This window comes from Citrobacter sp. CK199 (assembly GCF_030333285.1).
In the GTDB taxonomy this organism is placed as follows: Bacteria; Pseudomonadota; Gammaproteobacteria; order Enterobacterales; family Enterobacteriaceae; genus Citrobacter_B; species Citrobacter_B koseri.
Map to the genome: position 1 here is coordinate 220563 of NZ_JAOWGF010000026.1, position 25595 is coordinate 246157.

Genomic DNA, 25595 nt, shown 5'->3' on the forward strand with positions numbered 1-25595 from the left:
AAATTTATGTCATAGTGCGGGATAAGAAAAATTTCAGGAGTACCTCAGAGCAATGAAACGTCCAGACTACAGAACACTACAAGCGCTGGATGCGGTGATTCGTGAACGGGGATTTGAACGCGCCGCACAGAAGTTGTGCATCACACAATCCGCTGTCTCACAACGCATAAAACAGCTTGAGAATATGTTTGGGCAACCGCTGCTGGTACGAACCGTTCCGCCGCGTCCTACCGAACAAGGGCAAAAATTGCTGGCGCTGCTGCGTCAGGTAGAGCTACTGGAAGATGAGTGGCTTGGCGATGAGCAAACCGGCTCCACGCCGCTGCTGCTGTCGCTGGCGGTCAACGCCGACAGTCTGGCGACCTGGCTGCTTCCGGCGCTGGCGCCGGTTCTGGCCGACTCGCCTATTCGCCTCAATTTGCAGGTGGAAGATGAAACCCGCACCCAGGAACGTCTGCGTCGCGGCGAAGTGGTTGGCGCGGTGAGTATTCAGCACCAGGCGCTGCCAAGCTGCCTGGTAGACAAACTTGGCGCGCTCGACTATCTGTTCGTGGGATCAAAACCCTTCGCCGAGCGCTACTTCCCCAACGGCGTCACCCGTTCCGCGCTGTTGAAAGCGCCCGCAGTGGCGTTTGACCATCTGGACGACATGCACCAGGCCTTTTTACAGCAGAACTTCGATTTACCGCCGGGCAGCGTGCCGTGCCATATCGTTAACTCTTCCGAAGCCTTCGTACAGCTCGCGCGTCAGGGCACCACCTGCTGTATGATCCCGCATTTGCAGATCGAGAAAGAGCTGGAGAGCGGTGAGCTGATCGATTTAACGCCTGGCCTGTTCCAGCGTCGGATGCTCTACTGGCACCGTTTTGCGCCGGAAAGCCGTATGATGCGCAACGTGACTGACGCGCTGCTGGAGTATGGGCATAAGGTTTTAAGGCAGGATTAACGCGCCGTGCCTGATGGCGCTACGCTTATCAGGCCTACAGGTTATTTTGTAGGCCGGATAAGACGTTTCAACAACGCTTACTGTGCTTTCGTCTCTGCTGCTGGTTCTAACTGGAATACCACATCGACCTGATCAGCAAACTGAATTGTCGGCTGCTCATAGGTTTCCTGGGCCGACACCGCAGGCGCCGCGTCCGCTTTCATCATTCGCACCACCGGGCTCGGCTGATAATTAGAAACGTGGTAACGCACGCTATAAACCGGCCCCAGCTTGCTGTTAAAGCCCGCAGCCAGTTGCTCAGCCTGGTGAACCGCATCGTCAATCGCCGCTTTACGCGCTTTATCTTTATAGGCATCCGGTTGCGCAACGCCTAATGACACCGAACGGATCTCATTCAGACCCGCTTTCAGCGCGCCATCCAGCAGAGAGTTGAGTTTGTCCAGCTGGCGCAGCGTAACTTCAACGGTTCGCACCGCGCGGTAGCCTTTCAGCACACTTTTACCATTCTGGTAGTCATAGTCCGGCTGAGTGCGCAGGTTTGCAGAGCTGATGTCTTTCTTGGCAATCTGATTTTGTTCAAGGAAAGAAAGGTATTGCGCAACACGCTCATCGGCCTGTTTCTTGGCGGAAGCGGCATCCTTTGCCGACACGTTGACTTCAATCGCCAGGGTGGCGATGTCAGGCGTCGCATCCACGCTTGCCGTCCCGGAAGTCACGATGTGCGGTCCATTCGGCAACTCATTTGCCTGTACCGGGATTGCGCTAAATCCGACTAATGCCGCAAGGGCCATCACTTTGAACTTCACTGTCGCTCCTCCATGTTACGTTAATCGCCCTGAAACTCAGGGCGCATGCAGGCAAGCTTAGCGGGTATCTGCGCGTTGTCCATCAGACAACGCTTAGTTGAACAATGCGTGAACGTGTGCAACCCCTTCTTTTGCCAGTTGAAAAGCGATAAACCACATCACCAGCCCTACCAGAGTATTGATGATACGCTGGGCTTTGGCGGTACGCAGTCGCGGTGCCAGCCAGGCGGCCAGCAGCGCCAGACCGAAGAACCACAAGAAAGAGGCGCTGACGGTTCCCAAAGCGAACCAACGCTTCGGCTCCATCTCCAGTTGCCCGCCCAGGCTACCCAGCACCACGAAGGTATCCAGATAAACGTGCGGATTCAGCCACGTCACCGCCAGCATCGTGGCGATGATTTTCCAGCGCCCCTGCTTCATCACCTCGGCGCTGGCCAGTTCCAGGTTGCTGCTCATTGCCGTTTTTAACGCGCCAAAGCCGTACCACAATAAAAACGCCACACCGCCCCAGGTCACTAACGCCATCAGCCAGGGGGACTGCATGAGCAATGCGCTGCCGCCAAAGATGCCTGCGCAGATAAGCACTAAATCGCTGATCGCGCAAAGCAGCGCAATCATGATGTGATACTGCCGACGAATCCCCTGATTCATCACAAACGCATTCTGCGGGCCGAGTGGCAGGATCATGGCTGCACCAAGCGCAAGACCTTGAAAATAATAAGATATCACGATAATTATTCCGAACTGTTTCTCTTAAGCGCAGACTATAGCGCGAGAGAATCATTAGCGGAAATTGATAATTTTAATCGCAGATTAGGGGAATTAATAAAGGGGGAAGGAAATGCCGGATGGCGGCTAACGCCTTATCCGGCCTACAAAACAACCTGTAGGCCCGGTAAGCGTAGCGCCACCGGGCGAAACGGCAAACGGCTTATTCCGCGTTCTCTTTCACTCGTTTGAAATTCACGTCCATCTGCGGATAAGGGAAGCTGATGCCTGCGGCATCGAACTCACGTTTAATGCGTTCCAGCACATCCCAGTAAACATTTTGCAGATCGCCGCTTTTACTCCATGCGCGCACCACGAAATTAATGGAGGAGGCGCCCAGCTCATTCAGGCGCACCGTCATTTCACGGTCTTTCAGAATACGCTCGTCGGACTGGATAATATCGGTCAGGATTTTTTTCACCTGGTCGATATCAGAGTCATACGCCACGCCAATGATAAATTCGTTACGACGCACCGGCTCACGGGAAAAGTTAATGATATTTCCGGCAATAATCTTGCCATTCGGGATCACCACAATTTTGCCGTCCACGGTACGCATAGTGGTCGAAAAAATTTGTACGTTCAGTACCGTACCCGCGACGCCGCCGAGATCGACATATTCTCCCGCGCGGAAAGGACGGAACATCACCAGCAGTACGCCTGCCGCGAGGTTAGACAAAGAACCTTGTAAGGCCAGACCGACCGCTAAACCGGCGGCACCCAACACAGCGATAACGGAAGCCGTTTGTACGCCAACGCGTCCCAGCGCGGCAATCAGCGTAAAGGCAATAATGCCGTAACGCACCAGCGCAGACAGGAAGTCAGCCACGGTCGCATCAATATGGCGCGCCAGCATCAGGCGATTAACGGTATTGGAAACAATACGCGCCACGATCATCCCGATGATGATGATAGCGATAGCCGCAACGATGTTAACCGCATAACTCAGCAGCAGCTCCTGGTTGCGCACCAGCCAGGTGCCCGCACCATTTATGCTGTCGACAACATTCAAATCTTCCATTCAATATTCCTTGGTCATATCAAAAAAACGCAAATGAGATCATTCTCACGAAAACGACCTTTTAAAGGTAAACAAAAACAGTCGAATATGCCATTTTTCAACATGATCCCATCAAGGAAACGCGCAGCGTTAATACTCCGCAGGTCGATCGACCATTCTGATAAATCCGCTCACTAATGCACTCTTCTGCTTAAATACGTCGGCGATTTCACTCACCACTTTTCCGCTGCCCGCATTCTTCCAGGCGATAGAAAGCGGCGAAGGCTGGCGTGGATTGACCACTGAGCGGGCAACCAGCGCCCCGGACTCGACATACGGACGGCACAATCGCTCCGGTAAAAAACCGACGCCGAGGCCGCTTAAATGGCAGGCCAGCTTGGTGCTGAGATCTGGAACCTTGATCTCCTTTTGTCCGCTCAGCAACCAGGCAACACGGCGCGTCAGCGTTCGCGAAGTATCTTCAATATTAATGGCGGGGTAACGGCGCAGCATATCGTCAGACAATACCGGCGCAGGATGGCTCGCCAAAGGATGACTCTGCGCCACCACAAACTGCCAGCTGATATCCCCCAGCGGCAGCAGAGAGATGTTATTGGAGAGCGACTCCGAGCCCGTTACGCCAATCGCTAACTGGAAGTCGTCATACAAAAGCGAATCCCACACACCCATGTAGACCTGACGGGAAATTTGAAAACGGGTAAACGGAAACTGTTGATGTAACCACGTCAGTAAGTCCGCCGTGGTCTGCGGCTGATACAGCAGGTTATTGATAACGATATTCACCTGCCGCTCAACGCCTGCGTTGATCTGCTGAAGCTCGTCCGGCATTGCATCCAGCCAGTTAAGCCACTGGCGGCAATGCTCAAGCAGGTGCTGCCCGGCAAGGGTCAGGCTGACCGATCGGGTCGTGCGTAAAAAGAGCTGCGTTCCCACCTGCTCCTCCAGCGTTTTTATGCGATAGCTGATCGCCGCTGGCGTTTTATGTAGCGAGCTGGCCGCGCGGGAAAAGCTCTCCGTCTCCGCAACCCGAATAAATGTGCGTATTGTTTCCTGATCGAGCATGCCTTCCCCTTGAGTCGACCATCTGTAACCACCGTTGCGCTATTGCTATCCCCAGTAATGTATCGGCGCCTGAAGTGTGTCCAACCGCGAGCAAACGCTGAATCGCGGGCTGTGGGTCGCGCCCTGACTGTAAACGGCGCATCACCTTCAGCACCGGTATTGAAAATTCCCCCATTCTGGCGCTGTTCAGATAACTGCAACTTACCGACGTTGTAAGTTGCGCAAGCTGATCCGCCGGAGGTAAGAAATGCCTCAGCCGTGCAGAAAACCCGGCGGCATACAGCACGGCAAGCATACCCGTCAGCATATCATCACCGCTGGGTGTCAGTCCTGGCCCGCACCCAATAAGCCAGCGCCAGTCCGGCATCATGCCATGATGCCAGCATGCAAGCTGCTTAATTATTTCAGGATAGTGCGGCATAGCTGTCAGCGGTTGATTTAACGCCCCGGAGAAGCCGCTACGTTGCGTACAGAATGAGAGATCGACAGGAGCGACAGCAGCAGAACTCAGCGACACACGAAGTATGCGACGAGGGTCAAGCATTGTGCCCTGCCCCCACAGGGTGTTCCCCTGTTTGATAAGTCGTTCAACATGGGCCACGCGGGAAAACTGCGCGGTACTCAGTAACACGCCCGTCGGCCCCATTCCTTTCCCATAGCGAAACAGCGTCAACAGCTCGCCACCGGAATGGCAAAAGTTAATCGCCTGCGAGAAGCGGCTGTGTAACGACCACTCACCATCGGGAAGTCGATAAAGTCCGGCACTGGCCAGGGGATTGATAATGCTCATCGGTACACTCCAGTATGCCGGATGGCGGCGTAAACGCCTTTACAGCATTGCCAGACCGTAGGCCCGGTAAGCGTAGCGCCACCGGGCAAAGCGATTACGCCGTGATGTGATGCAACTCCGCCAGCGCTTCCAGCGCTTTTTCAAAGCAAAGCAGCGGAGCGCGTACGGTTCCCGCCCCCACCTGCCCAATTCCCGCTTCACGATGGGCAATACCGGTATTAATCAGCGGCGTGATCCCCGTTTCAACAACGCGGCGAATATCCAGCCCCAGGCAGGCACCCCTGAAATCCCAGGACGGAATCTGGAACAGCGGATTGCTGGACAGATAGATTTCAGCCATCTCTTCCGACGTTTCCAGCGCCGCCCCCATACCGCCTGCGCCGACAAAGCGCGTTACGCCAGGCGCGGCAATCATTGCCGCGCCGCCGATCCCCAACGTTTCCGTGATGGCGCTGTCGCCAATATCCGGGTTCGCATCGGCCTGGCTGTAACCGGTAAAAAACAGCCCCTGCGGCGTATTCACCGGCGCGGTAAACCAACGGTCGCCGGTGCCGCTTACGCGAATACCAAAGTCGCGACCGTTACGCGTCATAGCCGTAACGACCGATCCGGCTTTAATTTCCGCCGCCGCATCCATCACCGCTTTACTGTAAGCCATCGCCAGGTTGAGGAAGAACTGGTCGGTGACACTGAGGAATTGCAGCACGTCAATGATTTCAGCCTTCGGACGATCCAGTCCGGCGATCACCGGCGACAACGTGCGCAGCAGCAAAGAAGAGGCGGCAATATTACGCTGGTGGAACTCATCCCCCATGGTGATCGCCTGCGCCATCAGCGCCGTCAGATCGACGCCGTTTTCCATCCGCGAGAGCGCTTCCTGCAACACCGGCGCCAGCACATCACGCATCCAGCGCAGGCGTTTCTGGACGTCATCGCCGTAAGCGCCGAAACGCATCACTTTGCCGATCCCTTCATTAAGGTTGCAGCAGGACGAGTTGCCATGCACCACGTCACGCACCACCAGCACCGGCATACTGGCGGAGGTGATACCGCCCATCGGCCCCACCGCGCCCACATGATGACAAGGAATAAACGCCACCTCACCTTGTTCCAGCATGCGTACGGCCTCTTCCTCACTGGCCGCCCAGCCTTCAAACAGCGACGCGCCGATACAGGCGCCGCGCATCGGGCCGGTCATCTCTTCCCAGGCGATCGGCGGGCCGGCGTGCAGTAATTTACGTCCAGACGCTAATTCGGCCACCGCGTCTTTCGCCGGGCGTACCGCAACCCAATGTGGGCGCGCGGCTTTGATTCGTTCAATAATGGCTTCGTTGGCCTGTGCAATAGATGAATACATATCCGTACCTCTGAACTTAATGTAACTGTTTGAGTAGACTGGCGAGACGGGCGTTGCCACCGGCAACGGGCGCCCACTGATAATGCACAACCGGCGTACCGCTGCTTTGCAGATCCAGCGCGAAGCTGCGCAACCCGGCGTTGATGACCTGCACGCCATCAAGAAGCGCGCTATGTGCTTGCGGTATACCGCGCTCCTGATGGCGTGTAAGACTGATGGCGAGCAGGACGGCTTCTTCCAGCGTTTCCACCACCGCAATCCCGGCCTCGCGAAGTTTTTCCGCCTGCCCACTTCGCCCCTGCGGGTCGGCATCAGTACCGGTCAGGGTGGCAATCACCACCATCGGCGCGGCGCGTTTGGCGCGAACTTGCTCTATCGCCTCGACGACCGCTCCCGCCGGGTCGGCACAGGCGCCATAGCCCAGCACCACATCCAGCAGCAGCACGCCCACCGTCGGCATTGCGGTCAGTTTTTCGATTTCAATACTGCGGGTTGTTGGATCAATCATCGGATGAGGTCTGCCCAGGGTGTAACTGTCATCACCGAGGTCGACAATGCGATGGCCGCCAGCCTCCAGCATCACGCCCTGGTCGTGGCTTTCGCTGACGGGGACGCCCAGCCCGGCGGAGAGCAGCATGGCGGCTTCGGCTGCCAGCGTGCCCCCGGCGTACAGGCCATAAATACCTTTCCCTGCCACTTCCGGCAGAATCCGCCGCTGTTGCGCCACGCGCATCAGCAGCACCGCCAGCTGGGCGGCATCCGACAAGGAGTTCGCCAGCCAGACGTTACCTTCACGGCGCTGTTCCGGTTGACGCCCGAGGAACAACGCGACCACCGGTTTCCCCACGTTTTGCATGGCCGCAATGATGCGGGTTCGCACCTGCGGCGACGGCGGTTTGGAGACAAAAGCAATCACCCGCGTGGCGTCATCCGCGGCCAGCATGTCAAGCGCGGTCAGTGCGCTGATGCCGCCCACTTCCGCGCTCAGGTCGCGCCCGCCCAGACCTATCGCATGGCTGATTCCCTGCTGATGTAGCGCAATCTGCGACGTCACTTCCTGAATCCCCGTCCCCGATGCGCCAATTACGCCAATCCCGCCTTCAGGCAGTACGTTGGCAAACGCCAGCGGACTTCCGGCAATCATCGCCGTGCCACAGTCAGGCCCCATCACAATCAGCCCCCGCTCGCGCGCCATTGTTTTCAGCTCGACTTCCTGTTCCAGCGGCACGTTATCGGAAAACAGCATCACGTTTTTATTCGCCAGCAGCCCCTCTCTGGCAACCGATGCGGCATATTCCCCGGCAACGGAAACTAACAGCAGATTGGCCTGGGGTAATTTTTGACATGCGCTCTCCCAGCGGCGCGCTTTAATCAACTGGTGCGAGCTGCCCGGGGCATTCGTCATCGCATTCAGTTCTTTCTCCAGTTGCTCACGAATCAAATCCAGAATGCCGGGCTGTTCGCCTTCGGTTCGCACCGCCACGCAAATATCGTTTGGCGTGGCATCGGCAAAATCGTCATGCCAGAACCCGGTTGAATCCAGCATCGACTTATTCGCTGGCGTGCCCATCATCACCGAGACCTGATCAACTTCCGGGCGTTCACTGAGTTTTCGGGAAATAATCATCAGGCTGACGGAGTCCTGAAAACTTCCCTTTTTAATAAAGGCGTAAATCATTACCGCTACCTCTTTATGTGCGTTTTTCTTTTAAAAACAACATGGCGAATAAACCGACAGCCAGCAGCGCGGCTGAAACATAGAAACTGGAAGCCAGACTTCCGGTGATATCACGCGCCGCGCCTGCAATAATGGGTGCCAGAATGGATGAACTCATGCCGATAAAATTAAATAAACCAAATGCCGTGCTGTAATTATTTTCATCGACGCTATCCGCCACCAGAGCGACCAGTACCGGGTCCAGCGCCAGTTTCCCGACAAGGCCATAAACGCACAGAGCGATAATGACGCCGGTCATATTTGGCATCCAGATAATTGACAGCATGCTGAGAATGGCAACGGGCACCAGGAACATAATTAATGGTTTACGCTTACCCAGTTTGTCAGACAAGCTGGAGAATAACAGCGCGCCAGGAATTGAAATCCACGCCACCAGCGAAGAAATAAATCCGGTTTCACTGCCCGCGATGCCACGTTCACTTTGCAGATAATAGGGAAGCCAGGTCAGAATAACGAAGAAACCAAACAGGCTACAGAACACCATAATATAGGTGATAATTAAATTACGGTTTTTCAGAAGGTCGCTGAAATTCCCTTTTTTTACCGGTTTGCCATCAGCTTCGGCCGTGCGCTTCTTCTCTTTCACAAACAACCAGATCGCAATCCCAACCAGCACGGAGGGGATCGCCATCGCGTAAAATGGCATACGCCACGAATACCCCTGGTCGTACACCAGCCAACTGGAGGTCATCAGGCCCAGCGCAATACCAAAGGCCATCCCGCTATTGATGATTGCGCTGCCCAGCGAGCGGTATTTTTTGGGGATCTGCTCGGAAGACAAGCCATACTGCGGGCCATAGTAAGTCCCTTCTCCCGCTCCCGTTACCACGCGGGCAAACAGCAGCGTATACCAGCTTTTCGCCCAACCGGTAACGGCGGTGAATACGCCAAAAAGAATAAACCCCGGCACCAGCACTTTCTTTTTGCCAATCTTATCGCCCAGAATACCTGCCGGAACCTGAAGCAAAGCATAAGAAAAATAGAAAACTGAATTAAGAATACCTAATTGCGTACCACTTAAGCCAAATTCTTTTTCCAGCTCTCCCATTACCGGATTGAGTATCGTGCGGTCAGCGTACATAAAAATCCACCCTAACCAGAACAGGAAAACGGTGACCCACCAGGCCGGTATTCCTCTTTTATTCGTGACCTCAGTCACTTCATATGATCCAGACATAAGCAATCTCCCGGTAATATTTACCGCTGAACACCTCATGCTATCTGACATGATACGTGAGGTTTGATGTTTTAACTGAGGCTACCTTATCGAGGGAAAAATCCATTTCATTTGAACAAAATCACACAAAATCCATTGTTATAAATTCCTGGGAACTGACCGCTGCATTATTAAAAAAAGTCTAATAATCATTTTTAAAACAATTTAAATAAAAGAGATAAAAACGCTAAGGATTAGCGAGATATTTTTGTGGGTAAATGAGCTGTCGGTTACATCACATTATGAAAATAACAAAAAGATATTTTTACCGCGAGATATTTCGCACAATGAGGTCATCATGAAAAAGAAAATCGTCATTGCCCTTGGCGGCAATGCGTTATTACAGCGCGGAGAAATTCTTAGCGCGGAAAATCAGCAGCGTAGCATTCAGGTATTCGCCAGAATGGCATCCGTACTGGCCCGGGATTATCAACTGGTGATTGTTCACGGCAACGGCCCGCAGGTGGGTCTGCTGGCGTTACAGAATGCGGCCTGTACAGACTCCCCCGCCTGGCCACTGGATATTCTGGTCGCCGAAAGCCAGGGAATGATCGGTTTTGCTATCGCTCAGGAACTGGCGTCATGCACCGGCGGCGCGCCTGTCACAACGCTGATGACCCGTGTGGCGGTCGATCTGCGAGATGACGCCTTTGCAACGCCCGGCAAGTATATCGGCCCGGTATATCAACCAGCGCAGCAGGCGGAGCTGGAAGCACGCTACGGCTGGCAGATGAAAGCCGATGGCAACTATATTCGTCGGGTTGTTCCCTCTCCAACGCCATTAAAAATTCTCGACAGTGACGCAATACAAACGTTGATAGATGCCGGACATACGGTAATTTGCTGCGGTGGCGGCGGCATTCCGGTTATCGCACAAGACGAGGGATACCAGGGAGTCGAAGCGGTCATTGATAAAGATTTAACGGCCTCGGTGCTGGCGCAGTCTCTCCACGCCGATCATCTGTTGATCCTGACGGATGCGGACGCTGTGTATGAGAACTGGGGAACGCCACAGGCGCGCGCGCTGCGCCATGCAACGGTAGAAGAACTGGCGCCGTTTGCCGCCCCCGATGGTGCGATGGGCCCCAAAGCCGCAGCGGTGATGCAGTTTGTTAAACAGACCGGGAACACTGCGTTTATCGGCGCGCTAAAAGATGCGCCACAGATTCTGGCGGGAGAAAAAGGCACCTGTGTGACGCGGTAAACTTTTTTTGCCGAATGGCGACGCGAAAGCATCTTATCCGGCCTACGGGAAGCACGGTTGCCAATCGTAGTCGCCATCCGGCAAAAAAAATGGCTTCCCGAAGGAAGCCATTTTTACAATCAGCAGGCTGAATTACAGAACGTCAATCGCGTTCAGTTCTTTGAAAGCCTGTTCCAGACGCGTGATCATGGAAGTCTGACCGGCACGCAGCCATACGCGCGGATCGTAGTATTTTTTGTTCGGCTGATCTTCGCCTTTCGGGTTGCCCAACTGACCCTGAAGATACGCTTCGTTATCTTTGTAATACTTCAGAACACCTTCCCAGGTCGCCCATTGGGTATCGGTATCGATGTTCATTTTGATTACGCCGTAGCTTACGGAGTCTTTGATTTCCTGAGCGGTAGAACCAGAACCACCGTGGAATACGAAGTTCAGGCTGTTGTGCGGCAGGTTGTGTTTCTTAGAAACATATTCCTGAGAGTCGCGCAGGATGGTCGGGGTCAGAACCACGTTACCCGGTTTGTAAACACCGTGTACGTTACCGAAGGAAGCCGCGATGGTGAAACGCGGGCTGATTTTGCTCAGCTCAGTGTATGCGTAATCAACGTCTTCCGGCTGGGTGTACAGTGCAGAAGCGTCCATGTGGCTGTTGTCCACGCCGTCTTCTTCACCACCGGTGCAACCCAGTTCGATTTCCAGAGTCATGCCCATTTTGGCCATGCGCGCCAGGTATTTGGAGCAGATTTCGATGTTCTCTTCCAGAGACTCTTCAGACAGGTCGATCATGTGAGAAGAGAACAGCGGCTTACCGGTCGCAGCGAAATGTTTTTCACCCGCGTCCAGCAGACCGTCGATCCACGGCAGCAGTTTCTTCGCGCAGTGGTCGGTGTGCAGAATTACCGGAACACCGTAGTGTTCAGCCATCTGGTGAACGTGATGCGCGCCAGAGATAGCGCCCAAGATTGCCGCGCCCTGAGGAACGTCGGTTTTCACGCCTTTACCCGCGATAAAGGAAGCGCCACCGTTGGAGAACTGGACGATGACCGGCGCTTTAACTTTCGCAGCGGTTTCCAGAACGGCGTTGATGGAATCGGTGCCCACGCAGTTAACTGCTGGCAGAGCAAAGTTGTTTTCTTTTGCTACCTGGAACACTTTCTGTACGTCATCACCAGTAATTACGCCTGGTTTTACGAAATCAAAAATTTTAGACATGTTTCGTTGTCCTGTATCGTCGGGCCTTAGAAAAAACACGGGCCGCCCTGAATGTCAGCACGGCAATAAATCAACGGGCAGGAATCCCTGCCCGTAACGATTACTTCTTAGCGCGCTCTTCGAGCATTGCTACTGCTGGCAGCACTTTGCCTTCCACGAATTCGAGGAATGCGCCGCCGCCAGTGGAGATGTAGGAGATTTTGTCAGCAATGCCGAACAGGTCGATTGCCGCCAGAGTGTCGCCGCCGCCTGCGATGGAGAACGCTTCGCTGTCTGCGATCGCGTTGGCAACAATTTCGGTGCCTTTACGGAAGTTCGGGAATTCGAACACGCCAACCGGGCCGTTCCACAGAATGGTTTTCGCATTCTTCAGGATGTCAGCCAGTTTCTCAGCGGAGGTATCGCCCAGGTCCAGAATCTGCTCGTCATCTTTGATGTCGTTAACAGATTTCAGGGTCGCGGTAGCGGTTTCGGAGAACTCGGTTGCTACGCGTACGTCAGTTGGAACCGGGATATCACAGGTGGTCAGCAGGCGTTTCGCTTCGTCAACCAGGTCAGCTTCGTACAGGGATTTGCCCACATTGTGGCCCTGAGCGGCAACGAAGGTGTTTGCGATGCCGCCGCCAACGATCAGCTGGTCAGCGATTTTGGACAGGGAGTCCAGAACGGTCAGTTTGGTAGACACTTTAGAACCGCCAACGATAGCCACCATCGGGCGAGCCGGTTCTTTCAGCGCTTTACCCAGCGCATCCAGTTCTGCCGCCAGCAGCGGACCTGCGCAAGCGACGTCGGCAAATTTACCGATACCGTGGGTAGAAGCCTGAGCGCGGTGCGCAGTACCGAAAGCGTCCATCACGAATACGTCGCACAGCGCAGCGTATTTCTTAGACAGGGCTTCGTCGTCTTTCTTCTCGCCTTTGTTAAAGCGAACGTTTTCCAGAACCACCAGTTCACCGGCAGCCACTTCAACGCCGTCCAGGTAATCTTTTACCAGGCGAACCGGATTGGACAGTTTGTCTTTCAGGTAGTTAACAACCGGCAGCAGAGAGAATTCTTCGTTGTACTCGCCTTCGGTAGGACGACCCAGGTGGGAAGTAACCATCACTTTCGCACCCTGTTTCAGGGCCAGTTCGATGGTCGGCAGGGAAGCGCGAATACGCGCGTCGCTGGTTACTTTCCCTTCTTTAACTGGAACGTTCAGATCCGCACGGATAAAAACACGTTTACCAGCAAGATCCAGATCGGTCATCTTAATTACAGACATGGTGAATCCTCTCATTGATTCATAAAGTTTTGCAGACGTCATGCGCTTCATCCTTTTGAAGGATTTTGCGCATGGAATGTCCTACTTGAAACCAACTGCGGCCATCGCTAACGTCGTGTCGAGCATTCGGTTAGCAAAGCCCCATTCATTATCGCACCAGACCAATGTCTTGATCAGGTGGGCGCCACTGACCCGGGTCTGGGTGCCATCAACGATGGCGCTATGCGGGTCGTGGTTGAAATCTATCGAGACCAACGGCAATTCCGTATAGTCAACTATACCATGAAATGCCCCATGTGCTGCTTTTTGCAGCAACTGGTTGACTTCATTGGCTTTTACCGGCTTTTTCACCGTCACGCTTAAGTCGATCGCCGTCACATTTATGGTCGGTACGCGTACCGCAATCGCCTCAAAACGGTCGTTGAACTGCGGGAAAATTCGCGTAATGCCCGCCGCCAGTTTGGTATCAACCGGAATAATCGACTGGCTGGCGGCGCGGGTGCGTCGCAGATCGGAATGGTACGCGTCGATCACCTGCTGATCGTGCATGGCGGAGTGGATCGTCGTGACGGTTCCCGACTCAATGCCGTATGCATCATCTAACAATTTAATGACGGGGATGATGCAATTCGTGGTACAGGACGCATTCGATACGATGCGGTGTTCCGCACGCAATTGCTCCTGGTTCACGCCAAACACGACGGTGGCGTCAAGATCGTGGCTGCCGGGATGTGAAAAGAGCACTTTTTTCGCGCCAGCGGCAAGATGCGCCTCGCCGTGCTCACGATTACCGTACACGCCCGTGCAATCCAGCACGACATCAATACTCAGTTCGCGCCAGGGGAGCGCATCCAGCGTTCGCTCGTGCAAAATGCGAATCGTGTCGTCGCCGACGATGAGCTGCTCGCGCTCCTGGCGAACATCCCATGCAAAACGTCCATGGCTGGTGTCATATTTCAACAAATGCGCCATGCCCGCAGCATCCGCAAGTTCGTTGATTGCCACCACGCTGATTTCCGCCCGGCGTCCTGATTCATACAAAGCACGAACCACGTTACGCCCGATGCGACCAAAGCCATTAATCGCTACGCGTACGGTCATAGGTCTCCTGCAAGGCTATCCCGATTCAGATGAGGCTGACAGAGTAATCCAGCAAATCGTCGAGGAAAACCTTACCTGTCGCAAACTGCGACTGATTGATTATTTGTCGAACATTTAATCGACTGAAACGCTTCAGCTAGAATAAGCGAAACGAGGAATAAAAGGAATGATTGTCCAGTCAAAGAAGCCAGTTATCTGACCTGCATCACACTTTAGCCCCCTTCAGCGCCCAATTTATTCCATATTCCAGAATGGCGAATAAGCGTAGCAATATCTTTTCGTTGCCGCGTCACAAATCCTGATTTATATCAGGAAGTACGTGAGCCAGCGTCTATATTATCAGCGCTACGTCCGAGTCTCGGAGTTCCCAAACCATGACAATGCCGCCAGTTCCCTCATCTGCCGCACGCTTTTATGCGCTGCGCCTGCTTCCCGGCCAGGAAGTTTTTTCACAACTACACGCGTTCGTCCAACAGCACCAACTGCGCGCCGCGTGGATAGCCGGGTGTACCGGCAGCCTGACTGACGTCGCGCTGCGATTCGCCGGGCAAGAGGAAACCACCCTGCTCACCGGAACGTATGAGGTCATCTCCCTGAACGGCACGCTGGAACTCACTGGCGAACACCTTCATCTCTCTGTTTCCGACCCAAAAGGCGCAATGCTGGGCGGCCATATGATGGCAGGCTGTACCGTTCGCACCACGCTTGAGCTGGTCATCGGAGAGCTTAACGCGCTGGCGTTTAGCCGCCAGCCCTGCGCTGTTTCCGGTTATGAAGAACTGGTTATCTCACCCCGTTAACGTTTCACTCAGCAAGAGGTTTTCTATGGCGCGTCGCCAGTTTTCCAGCCAGTCCCTGGCTTTGATCGTGATTGCTATCGCCATCAATATGATCGGCGGACAGCTCATCAGCATGTTGAAGTTACCGGTTTTCCTCGACTCCATCGGGACGTTGATCAGCGCCGTCCTGCTCGGCCCGATTGTCGGCATGTTAACCGGGTTGCTCACCAACGTACTCTGGGGATTATTAACCGATCCCATCGCCGCCGCCTTTGCGCCGGTCGCGATGGTGATTGGTCTGGTCGCCGGTTGGCTGGCGCGTGCCGGATGGTTTCGCACCCTGCCAAAAGTGGTGGCCAGCGGCGTGGTGATTACGCTGGCGGTCACAGTTGTCGCCGTGCCGCTGCGAACCACGCTGTTTGGCGGTGTGACCGGAAGCGGCGCCGACCTGTTTGTCGCCTGGATGCACTCTGTCGGTCAGAACCTGGTGGAGTCCGTTGCGATTACCGTCCTGGGGGCGAATCTGGTCGATAAAATCCTGACCGCGATTATCGTCTGGGTGCTGTTGCGCCAGTTGCCATTACGCACCACGCGCCATTTCCCAACGATGTCGCCCGTGCGCTAATGCACCCTTTTACCTCGTTAACGCTCTGGGCGCTGGCCGCCTGCACCACGCTGCTGCTTCCTGCCGGCATGGCGCTCACGCTGTACAGCGCGGCGACGTTTCTCTGTTTACTGGGGATAAGCGCCACGCGCCCGCGGGCGAAATATGTCGCGTGGCTGATGTTTTCTCTGGGGTTCGGCCTATGGCTGGTACACGGAGGCTGGCTGACCGAGTGGATCAGCGGCCAGCCGCGCGATCCGCAACGCTGGCAACACGCCGTCACGCTCTGGCTACGGATTCTGGCGATAGTCTCCACCTCACAGTTGTGGATGCAGTACGTGCCGGTTCGCCAGTTTATTCGCGCCCTGTTCGCCTCACGCCTGCCGCCGGGCATCGCCTACCTGTTTGCCGGCCCACTACTGGTTGTCGAACAGCTAAAACGCCAGCTGTCGATCATTCATGAAGCCCAGCGCGCCCGCGGCGTGCCGCTGGACGAACGTTGGTATCAGCGACTTCGCGCCATGCCTGCGCTTATCGTTCCGTTAACGCACAATGCGCTCAACGATCTGGCGGTTCGCGGTGCGGCATTGGATATGCGGGCGTTTCGTTTACATCGCCGTCGCACCACATTGTGGGCGCCGGAGGACAGCGCCCGGCAACGGGTCGCACGCTACAGCATGATACTGGCGATGCTGGTCGAAACCGGAGTGTGGATATGGTTACGCTAGAGCAGTTCCGTTATCACCCGACACATGCGACGCGCGCCCCGCTGTGCTTCGATTTTCATTATGACACGCCCGGTATCGTGGCGATTTTTGGCAATAACGGCAGCGGAAAAAGTACGCTGGCGCAGTTAATGGCGGGCTGGTTTCCCGATTTTCTTCCCGGCACGATCGACGGAAAAGGCGAACTGTTATGCACGCCCATAGGGCAGCGCTCCCTGGCGGAACACGCGCAAACCATCCAGCTTGTCCAGCAGTCGCCCTGGCTGCAACTTTCCGGCTGTACCTTCAGCGTGGAGGAAGAGATCGCGTTCGGCCCGGAAAACCTTGCGCTCAGAGAAGCGGAGATCCTGCGTCGCGTTGATGCCGCGCTCTCGCTGACGGAATGCCAGCCATTGCGCCATCGCCACCCGGGTACGCTTTCCGGCGGGGAAACCCAGCGCGTGGTGATTGCCAGCGCACTCGCTATGCAGCCGAAACTGTTGATTCTTGATGAAGCGTTCAGCCGTTTAACGGCTCAGGCCACGGCGCTGCTGCTGGCGCGTTTACAGGACTGGGCGCATACGCAACAGGCGTTAATCATTCTTTTTGAGCGTGACCCCGCCCCCTTTCTCGCCTATTGCGATCGCACATGGCAGTTGCACAACGAAGGATTATCTTTACGATGCTGACGCTAGAACAGGTGACTTTTCGCTGGCCGGGCGCCGCTACTCCCTGCCTTCACGATATCTCACTGACGCTGAACGCAGGGGAATGGCTGGCGCTGACCGGTGATAACGGCGCGGGGAAATCGACGCTTCTGCGCATCATGGCTGGCTTACTCACTCCGTCATCCGGCGACGTGCTGCTTCAGGGAACGCCGATTGCGCAACGCAAAAACCGCGAACGCGCGCAGATTCTCGGCGTGCTGTTTCAGGAAGCGGAAAACCAGCTTTTTCACAGTAATGTCGCCGAAGAGGTCGCTTTTGGCTTGCGGCTACAAAAGTTGCCGCCGACCGAAATTGCGCAACGCACCGCTACGGCGCTGAAATTATGCGCTCTGGAAGAGGTCGCGGATATGCATCCGTTAGATCTTCATACGGCGCAACGCCGTATGGTCGCCGTTGCCAGTCTTGACGTCATGAGACCGGCAATTCTGATGCTTGATGAACCCAGCCGGGATTTTGACGCCCACTGGCTGGCAATCTTTGAAAACTGGCTCGCGGTTTGCCGACAACGGGGAACCAGCGTGGTGGCGATCAGTCATGACGCCGCTTTTACGCAGCGCCATTTTTCCAGGGTGGTTCGTCTGCATAACGGAGCCATTACTGAGGCTCGTCAGGCAACGCCTGTGCAAGACGATACTCGCCCTTTGCCGTCATCTCTAACGTAAGACTCGCAGGTAAGCTGTTTTCCAGCACCCGACAAACGTTAGGCCCGTCGGTACGGTCAAAAAATATCTGCGCCTGCTCTTCGCTCAGTCCTCCTGCCTGTTTACGTGCGATTAAACGTCCGCGCAGCACATCGGCAGGCGCGCGGATAAACAGTGAATAATCGCAATACTGCCGTAGCTCGCGCCAGGACGGCGCGTTATACAACAGCCAGTTTCCTTCAATAATAACGACAGGCGCCGTCACCTGAATGGCATTTTCGACAGGGTCATGCAGTTGGCGATCATATTGAGGCCAGGTTGCATTCTGCTCATGGAGCTGACGTAAATTACTCGCCAGTTTTTCAACGTTAAAGGTTTCAGGCGCACCTTTAGCGGCGCGCAGTTCATGCTCATCCAGCCAGCGATTATAATGATGGAAGCCATCCATCGGCAGCGTCTGGATCGTCGGTAATTCTGGATCGTTACGCGACAGATATTCCCAGAAGGTGGTGAGCGTTGACTTTCCTGTTCCTGGCGGAGCGCTCAGAAAAATAACGGTGCGGCGCTCAGGTGTTTTCGCGTTTAATGTTGCCAGATGCCGTAACAGCGGTTTATGGACATTTTCTACTTCATCGTCATCATACCAGGCGTCGGTCATCAGCCCATTAATCTGGAGCGATATTTTCACGGTGTTAATTCCCTTAATATCGTCGTTACCGCTAAAGCCAGCCCGGTTTTGATCATGGTGACAAAACGTATTTCTGAATAGATGGCGAAATCTGCAAACTTCATTGATTTCAACGAATTGTAGAGTGTGGCATTCGTCGTTATGCTATTGACGTTACTCATAAAATCCCAGGTGATATCATCAGAAAAACGGGGGATTTCACGCTGTTCACGTAAATACTGATAAAACTGAGAAAAGTGAATCACATCGGCATACAGCCATTTATCCATTTTTCCCAACGCATAAATCAAACGTATTGCCACATCAATGTCATCAAGCGGGCCGCTTTGAGCCAGTAACGGCTTCACTGCATATTCGACGATTTCTTCATCGTTATTGACGAATAATGACGGCAGAAAATTTTTGATGGCCTGCAACAGGATGTCATTTGCGGTTGCCATAAACGAAAGTAAATTATCCTGAGCGTCCAGTTGCTCAAGTACATCATCTTCTGTCAACGTCGTCATGCGTTTCTCGATAAATCACCAGCAATGCAGAGAGTCTATTATATTACACGTTCGATCGATGCCGCCGATCAGTAATGTTTGCGTACTGACGCCATTTTCCGTTTTCTGCACGCCATGTAACAGATCGCCTCCCGTTACGCCCGTTGCTGAAAACAGAATATCCTGGCTTCCCACGAGTTCATCCAGCGTATAAACCCGGTTCACCGCGACACCCATTTGCTTACAGCGACGTAACTCATCGTTCGCGATCAATCGGTGTTCCGCCGTTTCACCTTTCGCCTGACAAAAGTCAATCAACTCAGCCTGCATATCACCATCAAGCGCCTTCACGGCACAGGCTGATATCACCCCTTCCGGCGCGCCGCCAATAGCGTACATCACATCGAACGGATGATGTTGCTGGCAGGTTAATACGCTGGCGGCGACATCGCCGTCCGGCAAAGCAAACACCTTAACGCCAAGCTGCGCGGCCTGCTGAATAACCGCCTGATGGCGCGGTTTATCCAGCGTCGCCATACGCAACGACGTGAGCGGCTTATTCAGCGCAGCGGCAATATTACGCAGGTTCTCTTCCAGTGATAACGCGAGGTTAATCGCCCCTTTCGCCTGACGGTTAACCACCAGTTTGCGCATATACATGTCAGGCGCATGCAGCAGGCTCCCCTGCGGCGCCAGCGCCATCACGGACAACGCATTATTCTGCCCCATCGCCACCATACGCGTTCCCTCAATCGGATCGACGGCGATATCCACGCTCGGCCCTGTCCCGGTTCCGACCTCTTCACCGATATACAACATCGGCGCATGGTCGATTTCGCCTTCGCCGATAACAATTTTGCCCCGCATGGCGACTTCATTTAATGACTGACGCATGGCTGTCACCGCCAGTCCATCGATTTTGTTTTTATCGCCGCATCCGGTTTGCGGCCAGGCAGCAAGCGCTGCCTGTTCCGTAATCCGAAAAAGCGGCCACGCCAGAGACATCATGCCGCCGCCTCCCCAATATCTACGCCAAACTGCGCCAGCAAATATCTCTCCGCGTTTTCATTCCAGATGCCGTGCGTCTCTTCAACCAGACGCGCCAGCGCTTTGAATAACGGGTCGGTTTTTCCTTTTTCGGCAAAATCGGCGATAGCGGTCAGCGGCATAGTCACACCGTTATAAATGAGTTTTTTCCCGCCCGGAATATTGGGCAGGTTAAGCACCGTTTCCGGGACGGCATCCAGCCCGCCAATGTGCGTTACCATAAATGAAGGCTGTAGTTGCCCTGTGGCGCTCAACGCAATGGCCTCTTTCATGTCATCGGTCGAACCGCCGGATGTTCCCACAACATGGGTACTGTTGTAATGCACGTTGTAGAAGTTAAACGGAACCTTAAAATCTTTATCCGTTGGGCCCGCGAAAAAGTTCAGACAACCGTCTTCAGCCAGCAGTGTATCGGCCATTTCCACCACCGCCGGGACGGCGGCGTAAACGAAAACGTCATCGAAACCCGCATCTTCCGTTAGCGCACGCAGTTTTGCCGTCGGGTTTTCCATGCCGCAGGTATTCACATAAACAAGCTCAATCCCCTTCGCCGCCGCCAGCTCGACCGGCAGCAGTTTTTTCGCTTGTGACAGACGGGCTTCATCAATATCGACCACCACCACTCGCGAAGGCTGGATACCACCGTTGATGGCATAATCAATGGCGCCGATCCCCATCGGCCCGGCACACGCCAGAAGCGCAATATTACCGCCAGGTTTCACCCCCATACGGTGCTCATAAACATAAGGCGTCGTGTGGTAGTTCGCATTGTATGCGCCGATAATACAGCACATGGGTTCTGCCAGTGACGCCGCCGCGAAATAAGAGCCGTGATACGGTAAAACACAGCCGAGGTTAATCGCCAGCTCAGGAATAATCATATACGTCGCATTGCCGCCAAAATATTCATAGCTATATCCCGCTGAATATCCGCTGGGCAACCCCATCGCCGGTTGCAACACAAAACGTTGTCCCTTTTTATATTTATCGGTCAGGTTTTTCCCCACTTCAACAATAATACCTGCACACTCATGACCAGTAATAACCGGGTGATTCTCTAAGTCATCAGGCACACGTTTATGCTCGCTACCTAACGTGGCGGCTTTCCATGTCGATAAACACACGCTGTCTGATATTACACTCACTAACAGTTCATTATCTGTAATTTCAGGCAATTCAAACTCGCGGATGCGAACATCCTGCTTACCATAAATAGCAGCTACTTTAGTCTTCATAGTTACTCCGAAAAATTGATGATGCTAATCCGCGATGAGTTTTTTAAATAATTCATCCAGCAGTGGGTCACCGATGTAATTTTTAATTAACACCGTGGGTTTATTACTCACACGCTTAACGCGGCCCTCAAGGCTGGCATGCGTCACGATAATATCGGCGTCATCAGGAACATTTTCGATAGCATGATGAGCCACCGCAATCACCAGACCGGCTTTCTCCAGACGCTTACGGAATGTCGTTGCCCCCATCGCGCTGGAACCCATTCCGGCATCGCAGACAAAAGCGATACGTTTAATATTCTTATAAGAAAATGCGCCTTCCTGTTTCATTGCCTTCACGGCTTTCGCAGACTCTGCGAAATTGTCTTCTTCATTCTCCGTTTCAACGCTCTTTTCCATTTTCAGGATGATCGAAGTCACGATGAAGGTCACCAGCGTTCCCGCCGTTACACCCGCGATCGTAGCCAGGAAAGATCCTTTCGGCGTCAGCGCAAGGTACGCGAAAATCGAACCCGGACTTGGGCCTGCAACCAGTCCACCGCCTAACAGATTAAACACCCAGGTTCCCGTCATCCCGCCAGCGATCATCGCAATCAGCGTTAACGGTTTCATCAGTACATACGGGAAGTACAGCTCGTGAATCCCCCCCAGGAAGTGGATGATCATCGCTCCCGGCGCGGATTTTTTGCTCATACCACGGCCAAAGAAGGTAAAGCCCAGCAGCAGCCCTAATCCCGGGCCAGGGTTAGAGGCCACCATGAAGAAAATCGATTTCCCCGTTTCCGACGCCTGTTGCATCCCTAACGGGTAATAGACGCCCTGATCAATCGCGTTATTCAGAAAGAGAATTTTCGCGGGTTCGTTAATAAGCGACAGCAGCGGCAAATAACCGGCATGCACCAGCGATTCAATACACTCTTTCACAAAATTATTCGCGATGAGCACTGCCGGGCCAATCACCTCAAACCCCAGCAGGCACAGGAGCATCCCGGCAATACCCAGAGAGAAGTTATTAATCACCATCTCAAAGCCAGCGGGAATACGCTTGTCCAGCAGTCGGTCGATATGCTTAATCACCAGCCCACCAAGTGGCCCCATGATCATTGAGCCGAGGAACATAGGAATATCCGCGCCGATAATGACGCCAATCGTACCAATTCCCCCCATCACCGCGCCTCGTTTCCCACCCACCAGATGGCCGCCAGTGGAACCGATCATAACTGGCAGCAAATAGGTGATCATAGGGCCAACTATTTTGGCGAAATGTTCATTCGGTAGCCAACCGGTTGGAATAAATAAGGCAGTAATAAACCCCCAGGCAATAAATGCGCCGATATTGGGAATGACCATTGCAGTCAAAAAGCCCCCAAAAGCCTGGACCTTTGCACGAGCAGACTTGTGTTCCATAATAATATCCTGTAGAGGAGAAATTAATTATGCGCGAGCAATAATATCCGCTAGCTGTTTTTCAGATGTTGCTGTTAACAATTCAGTAAGAATTTCATCTTCACATAATAATTCACTTAACGCCTGAATAGCGCCAATGTGAGAGTCCGCATCTGCGGCGGATAAACCGATTAATAGTTTGATCGGCTCATCTTCTGTAAACTTCACTTCTTGTCGGAGGAGTGTTAACGACATCCCCGTTTTTAAAGCACCACATTCAGGGCGCGCATGCGGCATTGCGACGCCTGGCGCCAGAATATAATAAGGTCCATTGGTTAATGTGGACTCTTTAATAGCCTGAATATACCGTGAGTTAACATAATCATGAGAAAGCAGAGAGGACATGGAAAAATCAATTGCTTCGCGCCAGTCAGTCGCTGCATTTTTTATTGCTATTGACGATTCAGGGAAATAATCAATCAGCCGCATAAATTATCCTTATTTATATAGGGTACTGCTTATCGTTAAAAACAAAATACTCGCGCGGCAAAGCGAAATCAATCGAGGGGAAAAATGCGAAGAAGGAGAAAGTGTTTTTTTAGAACTCAATAAAAACAGACAGTTAAAAACATAAAAATAAAAAGCAACTGTATTTATGCGATATTCATCACAATTACACAAAATCACTAAATATCAAATATGTGAATTAGATCATATATAGCCACTTGTCTGAACGAAATTATTTATAATCCCTTTATAAAAAACGGGCCGCCTGAGCGACCCGTTCGGTGTTGTATCGTGATTACAGCAGTTCTTTTGCTTTCGCGACAACGTTATCAACGGTAAAGCCGAACTCTTCGAACAGCAGCTCAGCAGGCGCAGACTCACCGAAGGTGGTCATGCCGACGATAGCGCCATTCAGGCCCACGTATTTGAACCAGTAGTCAGCGATACCCGCTTCCACGGCCACGCGAGCGGAAACCGCTTTCGGCAGTACGGCTTCACGGTAAGCGGCATCCTGCTTGTCGAACGCGTCGGTAGACGGCATGGAGACCACGCGCGCTTTCACGCCTTCGGCAGACAGTTTGTCCCATGCGGCAACGGCCAGCTCAACTTCAGAACCGGTTGCGATGAAGATCAGTTCCGGCTGACCGGCGCAATCTTTCAGCACATAACCACCGCGCGCGATGTTCGCCAGCTGCTCTTCGGTACGTTCCTGCTGCGCCAGGTTCTGACGGGAGAGGATCAGCGCGGTCGGGCCGTCCTGACGCTCAACGCCGTATTTCCACGCCACTGCGGATTCAACCTGGTCACACGGACGCCAGGTGCTCATGTTCGGCGTTACGCGCAGAGAAGCCACCTGCTCTACCGGCTGGTGAGTCGGGCCATCTTCGCCCAGACCGATGGAGTCGTGGGTGTAGACCATCACCTGACGCTGTTTCATCAGCGCAGCCATACGCACCGCGTTACGGGCATATTCCACGAACATCAGGAAGGTAGAGGTGTACGGCAGGAAACCACCGTGCAGGGAGATGCCGTTAGCGATGGCGGTCATACCGAACTCGCGCACGCCGTAATGGATGTAGTTACCCGCAGCATCTTCGTTAATGGCTTTAGAACCCGACCACAGGGTCAGGTTGCTTGGCGCCAGGTCAGCGGAACCGCCGAGGAATTCAGGCAGCAGCGGCCCGAACGCTTCAATCGCATTCTGAGACGCTTTACGGCTGGCAATTTTCGCCGGGTTAGCCTGCAACTTAGCGATAAATTCATTCGCTTTCGCGTCGAAGTCAGACGGCATTTCGCCTTTCATACGACGGGTAAATTCAGCGGCTTCCTGCGGGAAGGCTTTTGCATAGGCGGCGAATTTCTCATTCCAGGCCGCTTCTTTTGCCTGACCGGCTTCTTTCGCATCCCACTGCGCATAGATTTCAGACGGGATTTCGAACGGCGCGTATTTCCAGCCCAGCTGTTCGCGGGTCAGTGCGATTTCAGCATCGCCCAGCGGCGCGCCGTGAGAGTCGTGCGTACCCGCTTTGTTCGGGGAACCGAAACCGATGATGGTTTTGCACATCAGCAGGGACGGTTTGTCAGTAACGGCGCGCGCTTCTTCAACCGCGCGTTTAATCGCTTCAGCATCGTGACCGTCGATACCGCGCACAACGTGCCAGCCGTAGGCTTCGAAACGTTTAGCGGTGTCATCAGTGAACCAGCCTTCAACGTGGCCATCGATAGAGATACCGTTGTCATCGTAGAACGCGATCAGTTTGCCCAGCTTCAGCGTTCCTGCCAGAGAGCAGACTTCATGGGAGATACCTTCCATCATGCAGCCATCGCCCATGAAGGCATAGGTGAAGTGATCCACGATATCGTGGCCTGGACGGTTGAACTGCGCCGCCAGTGTTTTTTCCGCAATCGCCATACCGACCGCGTTCGCAATCCCCTGGCCCAGCGGGCCGGTGGTGGTTTCAACACCCGCGGTGTAACCCACTTCCGGGTGGCCCGGCGTTTTGGAGTGCAGCTGACGGAAGTTTTGCAGCTCAGACATCGGCAGGTCATAGCCGGTGAGGTGCAGCAGGCTGTAGATCAGCATGGAGCCGTGGCCGTTAGACAGCACGAAGCGGTCACGGTCAGCCCAGGAAGGGTTCTGCGGATTGTGGTTCAGGAAATCACGCCACAGGACTTCGGCAATGTCAGCCATACCCATAGGGGCACCCGGGTGACCGGATTTGGCTTTCTGTACTGCGTCCATGCTCAGCGCACGAATAGCATTGGCAAGCTCTTTACGTGAGGACATTTTGACTCCAGATCGGATG

The 25595-nt window shown here is 53.9% G+C and carries 25 protein-coding genes; 7 read left to right on the forward strand and 18 right to left on the reverse strand.

Going from position 1 to position 25595, the window contains the following annotated elements; translation table 11 throughout:
- The first annotated feature begins 52 nt into the window (after window positions 1-52).
- Complete coding sequence (gene argP, locus OGX75_RS12130; RefSeq protein WP_012135021.1) at window positions 53-946, forward strand: DNA-binding transcriptional regulator ArgP; 894 nt, start codon at window positions 53-55, stop codon at window positions 944-946.
- Window positions 947-1023: 77 nt separating this feature from the next.
- Here the strand turns inward: argP and OGX75_RS12135 are convergent, their stop codons facing one another.
- From OGX75_RS12135 to OGX75_RS12170, 8 genes are all read right to left on the reverse strand, one after another.
- Complete coding sequence (locus tag OGX75_RS12135; protein WP_012135022.1) at window positions 1024-1752, reverse strand: oxidative stress defense protein; 729 nt, start codon at window positions 1750-1752, stop codon at window positions 1024-1026.
- Window positions 1753-1845: 93 nt separating this feature from the next.
- Complete coding sequence (gene argO / locus OGX75_RS12140) at window positions 1846-2481, reverse strand: arginine exporter ArgO (RefSeq protein WP_071257872.1); 636 nt, start codon at window positions 2479-2481, stop codon at window positions 1846-1848.
- Window positions 2482-2683: 202 nt separating this feature from the next.
- Window positions 2684-3541, reverse strand: coding sequence for a small-conductance mechanosensitive channel MscS (locus tag OGX75_RS12145; RefSeq protein ID WP_012135025.1), 858 nt, complete (start codon window positions 3539-3541; stop codon window positions 2684-2686).
- Between the two features lie 129 nt (window positions 3542-3670).
- Window positions 3671-4603: an HTH-type transcriptional activator AllS gene (gene allS / locus OGX75_RS12150; RefSeq protein WP_047461391.1), complete on the reverse strand. Its 933-nt coding sequence runs from the start codon at window positions 4601-4603 to the stop codon at window positions 3671-3673.
- Window positions 4521-5393 carry an oxamate carbamoyltransferase subunit AllH family protein gene (locus tag OGX75_RS12155; RefSeq protein ID WP_286451130.1) on the reverse strand — a complete coding sequence of 291 codons (873 nt, stop codon included), beginning with the start codon at window positions 5391-5393 and terminating at the stop codon, window positions 4521-4523. Before OGX75_RS12155 ends, allS begins: the two co-directional genes overlap by 83 nt.
- 94 nt (window positions 5394-5487) lie before the next feature.
- On the reverse strand, window positions 5488-6750 hold the full coding sequence (locus tag OGX75_RS12160; protein ID WP_071257870.1) for a YlbE family protein: 1263 nt from the start codon (window positions 6748-6750) through the stop codon (window positions 5488-5490).
- Window positions 6751-6766: 16 nt separating this feature from the next.
- Window positions 6767-8428 (reverse strand): acyl-CoA synthetase FdrA, encoded by a 1662-nt coding sequence (locus tag OGX75_RS12165; RefSeq protein ID WP_286451129.1) that lies wholly within the window; start codon window positions 8426-8428, stop codon window positions 6767-6769.
- 13 nt (window positions 8429-8441) lie between these two features.
- Window positions 8442-9665, reverse strand: a complete 1224-nt coding sequence (locus tag OGX75_RS12170) for an MFS transporter (RefSeq protein ID WP_012135031.1) — start codon at window positions 9663-9665, stop codon at window positions 8442-8444.
- A gap of 337 nt (window positions 9666-10002) precedes the next feature.
- Here OGX75_RS12170 and OGX75_RS12175 point away from each other — a divergent pair, with 337 nt between their 5' ends.
- Window positions 10003-10908 (forward strand): carbamate kinase, encoded by a 906-nt coding sequence (locus tag OGX75_RS12175; protein WP_115181176.1) that lies wholly within the window; start codon window positions 10003-10005, stop codon window positions 10906-10908.
- Window positions 10909-11040: 132 nt separating this feature from the next.
- Here OGX75_RS12175 and fbaA read toward each other — a convergent pair whose 3' ends face one another.
- From fbaA to epd, 3 genes are all read right to left on the reverse strand, one after another.
- Complete coding sequence (gene fbaA, locus OGX75_RS12180; protein WP_130028522.1) at window positions 11041-12120, reverse strand: class II fructose-bisphosphate aldolase; 1080 nt, start codon at window positions 12118-12120, stop codon at window positions 11041-11043.
- Between the two features lie 100 nt (window positions 12121-12220).
- Window positions 12221-13384 (reverse strand): phosphoglycerate kinase, encoded by a 1164-nt coding sequence (gene pgk, locus OGX75_RS12185; protein WP_024130932.1) that lies wholly within the window; start codon window positions 13382-13384, stop codon window positions 12221-12223.
- Window positions 13385-13465: 81 nt separating this feature from the next.
- Entirely contained in the window at window positions 13466-14485 is a 1020-nt protein-coding gene (epd, locus tag OGX75_RS12190; protein WP_012135037.1) for an erythrose-4-phosphate dehydrogenase, read from the reverse strand.
- Window positions 14486-14859: 374 nt separating this feature from the next.
- On the opposite strand from epd, the gene OGX75_RS12195 reads away from it, so the two are divergent.
- From OGX75_RS12195 to OGX75_RS12215, 5 genes are read left to right on the forward strand one after another with little or no spacing between them, the layout of a single operon-like run.
- A complete protein-coding gene (locus OGX75_RS12195; protein WP_012135038.1) occupies window positions 14860-15285 on the forward strand; it encodes a PPC domain-containing DNA-binding protein in 426 nt (141 codons plus the stop codon).
- A 25-nt stretch (window positions 15286-15310) separates the two neighbouring features.
- Complete coding sequence (locus tag OGX75_RS12200) at window positions 15311-15889, forward strand: ECF transporter S component (protein ID WP_012135039.1); 579 nt, start codon at window positions 15311-15313, stop codon at window positions 15887-15889.
- On the forward strand, window positions 15889-16596 hold the full coding sequence (locus OGX75_RS12205) for an energy-coupling factor transporter transmembrane component T (RefSeq protein WP_012135040.1): 708 nt from the start codon (window positions 15889-15891) through the stop codon (window positions 16594-16596). The genes OGX75_RS12200 and OGX75_RS12205 overlap by 1 nt, the downstream gene beginning before the upstream one ends.
- Window positions 16584-17261, forward strand: coding sequence for an energy-coupling factor ABC transporter ATP-binding protein (locus OGX75_RS12210; protein WP_114848314.1), 678 nt, complete (start codon window positions 16584-16586; stop codon window positions 17259-17261). Before OGX75_RS12205 ends, OGX75_RS12210 begins: the two co-directional genes overlap by 13 nt.
- The gene (locus OGX75_RS12215) at window positions 17255-17962 is read left to right on the forward strand and encodes an ABC transporter ATP-binding protein (RefSeq protein ID WP_153259023.1); all 708 of its coding nucleotides are present in this window, start codon (window positions 17255-17257) and stop codon (window positions 17960-17962) included. Before OGX75_RS12210 ends, OGX75_RS12215 begins: the two co-directional genes overlap by 7 nt.
- Here the strand turns inward: OGX75_RS12215 and OGX75_RS12220 are convergent.
- From OGX75_RS12220 to tkt, 7 genes are all read right to left on the reverse strand, one after another.
- Window positions 17895-18629 (reverse strand): nucleoside/nucleotide kinase family protein, encoded by a 735-nt coding sequence (locus OGX75_RS12220; RefSeq protein ID WP_047461376.1) that lies wholly within the window; start codon window positions 18627-18629, stop codon window positions 17895-17897. The genes OGX75_RS12215 and OGX75_RS12220 overlap by 68 nt on opposite strands.
- On the reverse strand, window positions 18626-19135 hold the full coding sequence (locus OGX75_RS12225) for an MltR family transcriptional regulator (RefSeq protein WP_047461374.1): 510 nt from the start codon (window positions 19133-19135) through the stop codon (window positions 18626-18628). The genes OGX75_RS12220 and OGX75_RS12225 overlap by 4 nt, the downstream gene beginning before the upstream one ends.
- A 15-nt stretch (window positions 19136-19150) precedes the next feature.
- Entirely contained in the window at window positions 19151-20122 is a 972-nt protein-coding gene (gene glpX / locus OGX75_RS12230) for a class II fructose-bisphosphatase (RefSeq protein WP_012135045.1), read from the reverse strand.
- Window positions 20119-21396: a zinc-binding dehydrogenase gene (locus tag OGX75_RS12235; protein ID WP_012135046.1), complete on the reverse strand. Its 1278-nt coding sequence runs from the start codon at window positions 21394-21396 to the stop codon at window positions 20119-20121. The genes glpX and OGX75_RS12235 overlap by 4 nt, the downstream gene beginning before the upstream one ends.
- A gap of 24 nt (window positions 21397-21420) precedes the next feature.
- Complete coding sequence (locus tag OGX75_RS12240; protein ID WP_101744087.1) at window positions 21421-22803, reverse strand: PTS mannitol transporter subunit IIBC; 1383 nt, start codon at window positions 22801-22803, stop codon at window positions 21421-21423.
- A gap of 27 nt (window positions 22804-22830) precedes the next feature.
- Window positions 22831-23271, reverse strand: coding sequence for a PTS mannitol transporter subunit IIA (cmtB, locus tag OGX75_RS12245; RefSeq protein WP_286451128.1), 441 nt, complete (start codon window positions 23269-23271; stop codon window positions 22831-22833).
- Window positions 23272-23584: 313 nt separating this feature from the next.
- A complete protein-coding gene (gene tkt / locus OGX75_RS12250; protein WP_024130933.1) occupies window positions 23585-25576 on the reverse strand; it encodes a transketolase in 1992 nt (663 codons plus the stop codon).
- Between the last annotated feature and the right edge of the window lie 19 nt (window positions 25577-25595).

Coding starts and splice junctions, on each gene's coding strand:
- OGX75_RS12175 (WP_115181176.1), top strand. CDS start 10,003: ATGAAAAAGAAAATCGTCATTGCCCTTGGCGGCAATGCGTTATTACAG.
- OGX75_RS12205 (WP_012135040.1), top strand. CDS start 15,889: ATGCACCCTTTTACCTCGTTAACGCTCTGGGCGCTGGCCGCCTGCACC.
- epd (WP_012135037.1), bottom strand. CDS start 14,485: ATGACCGTACGCGTAGCGATTAATGGCTTTGGTCGCATCGGGCGTAAC.
- OGX75_RS12200 (WP_012135039.1), top strand. CDS start 15,311: ATGGCGCGTCGCCAGTTTTCCAGCCAGTCCCTGGCTTTGATCGTGATT.
- fbaA (WP_130028522.1), bottom strand. CDS start 12,120: ATGTCTAAAATTTTTGATTTCGTAAAACCAGGCGTAATTACTGGTGAT.
- tkt (WP_024130933.1), bottom strand. CDS start 25,576: ATGTCCTCACGTAAAGAGCTTGCCAATGCTATTCGTGCGCTGAGCATG.
- OGX75_RS12170 (WP_012135031.1), bottom strand. CDS start 9,665: ATGTCTGGATCATATGAAGTGACTGAGGTCACGAATAAAAGAGGAATA.
- OGX75_RS12195 (WP_012135038.1), top strand. CDS start 14,860: ATGACAATGCCGCCAGTTCCCTCATCTGCCGCACGCTTTTATGCGCTG.
- cmtB (WP_286451128.1), bottom strand. CDS start 23,271: ATGCGGCTGATTGATTATTTCCCTGAATCGTCAATAGCAATAAAAAAT.
- OGX75_RS12215 (WP_153259023.1), top strand. CDS start 17,255: ATGCTGACGCTAGAACAGGTGACTTTTCGCTGGCCGGGCGCCGCTACT.
- argP (WP_012135021.1), top strand. CDS start 53: ATGAAACGTCCAGACTACAGAACACTACAAGCGCTGGATGCGGTGATT.
- allS (WP_047461391.1), bottom strand. CDS start 4,603: ATGCTCGATCAGGAAACAATACGCACATTTATTCGGGTTGCGGAGACG.
- OGX75_RS12145 (WP_012135025.1), bottom strand. CDS start 3,541: ATGGAAGATTTGAATGTTGTCGACAGCATAAATGGTGCGGGCACCTGG.
- OGX75_RS12160 (WP_071257870.1), bottom strand. CDS start 6,750: ATGTATTCATCTATTGCACAGGCCAACGAAGCCATTATTGAACGAATC.
- OGX75_RS12155 (WP_286451130.1), bottom strand. CDS start 5,393: ATGAGCATTATCAATCCCCTGGCCAGTGCCGGACTTTATCGACTTCCC.
- glpX (WP_012135045.1), bottom strand. CDS start 20,122: ATGATGTCTCTGGCGTGGCCGCTTTTTCGGATTACGGAACAGGCAGCG.
- OGX75_RS12235 (WP_012135046.1), bottom strand. CDS start 21,396: ATGAAGACTAAAGTAGCTGCTATTTATGGTAAGCAGGATGTTCGCATC.
- OGX75_RS12225 (WP_047461374.1), bottom strand. CDS start 19,135: ATGACGACGTTGACAGAAGATGATGTACTTGAGCAACTGGACGCTCAG.
- OGX75_RS12240 (WP_101744087.1), bottom strand. CDS start 22,803: ATGGAACACAAGTCTGCTCGTGCAAAGGTCCAGGCTTTTGGGGGCTTT.
- OGX75_RS12165 (WP_286451129.1), bottom strand. CDS start 8,428: ATGATTTACGCCTTTATTAAAAAGGGAAGTTTTCAGGACTCCGTCAGC.
- OGX75_RS12210 (WP_114848314.1), top strand. CDS start 16,584: ATGGTTACGCTAGAGCAGTTCCGTTATCACCCGACACATGCGACGCGC.
- pgk (WP_024130932.1), bottom strand. CDS start 13,384: ATGTCTGTAATTAAGATGACCGATCTGGATCTTGCTGGTAAACGTGTT.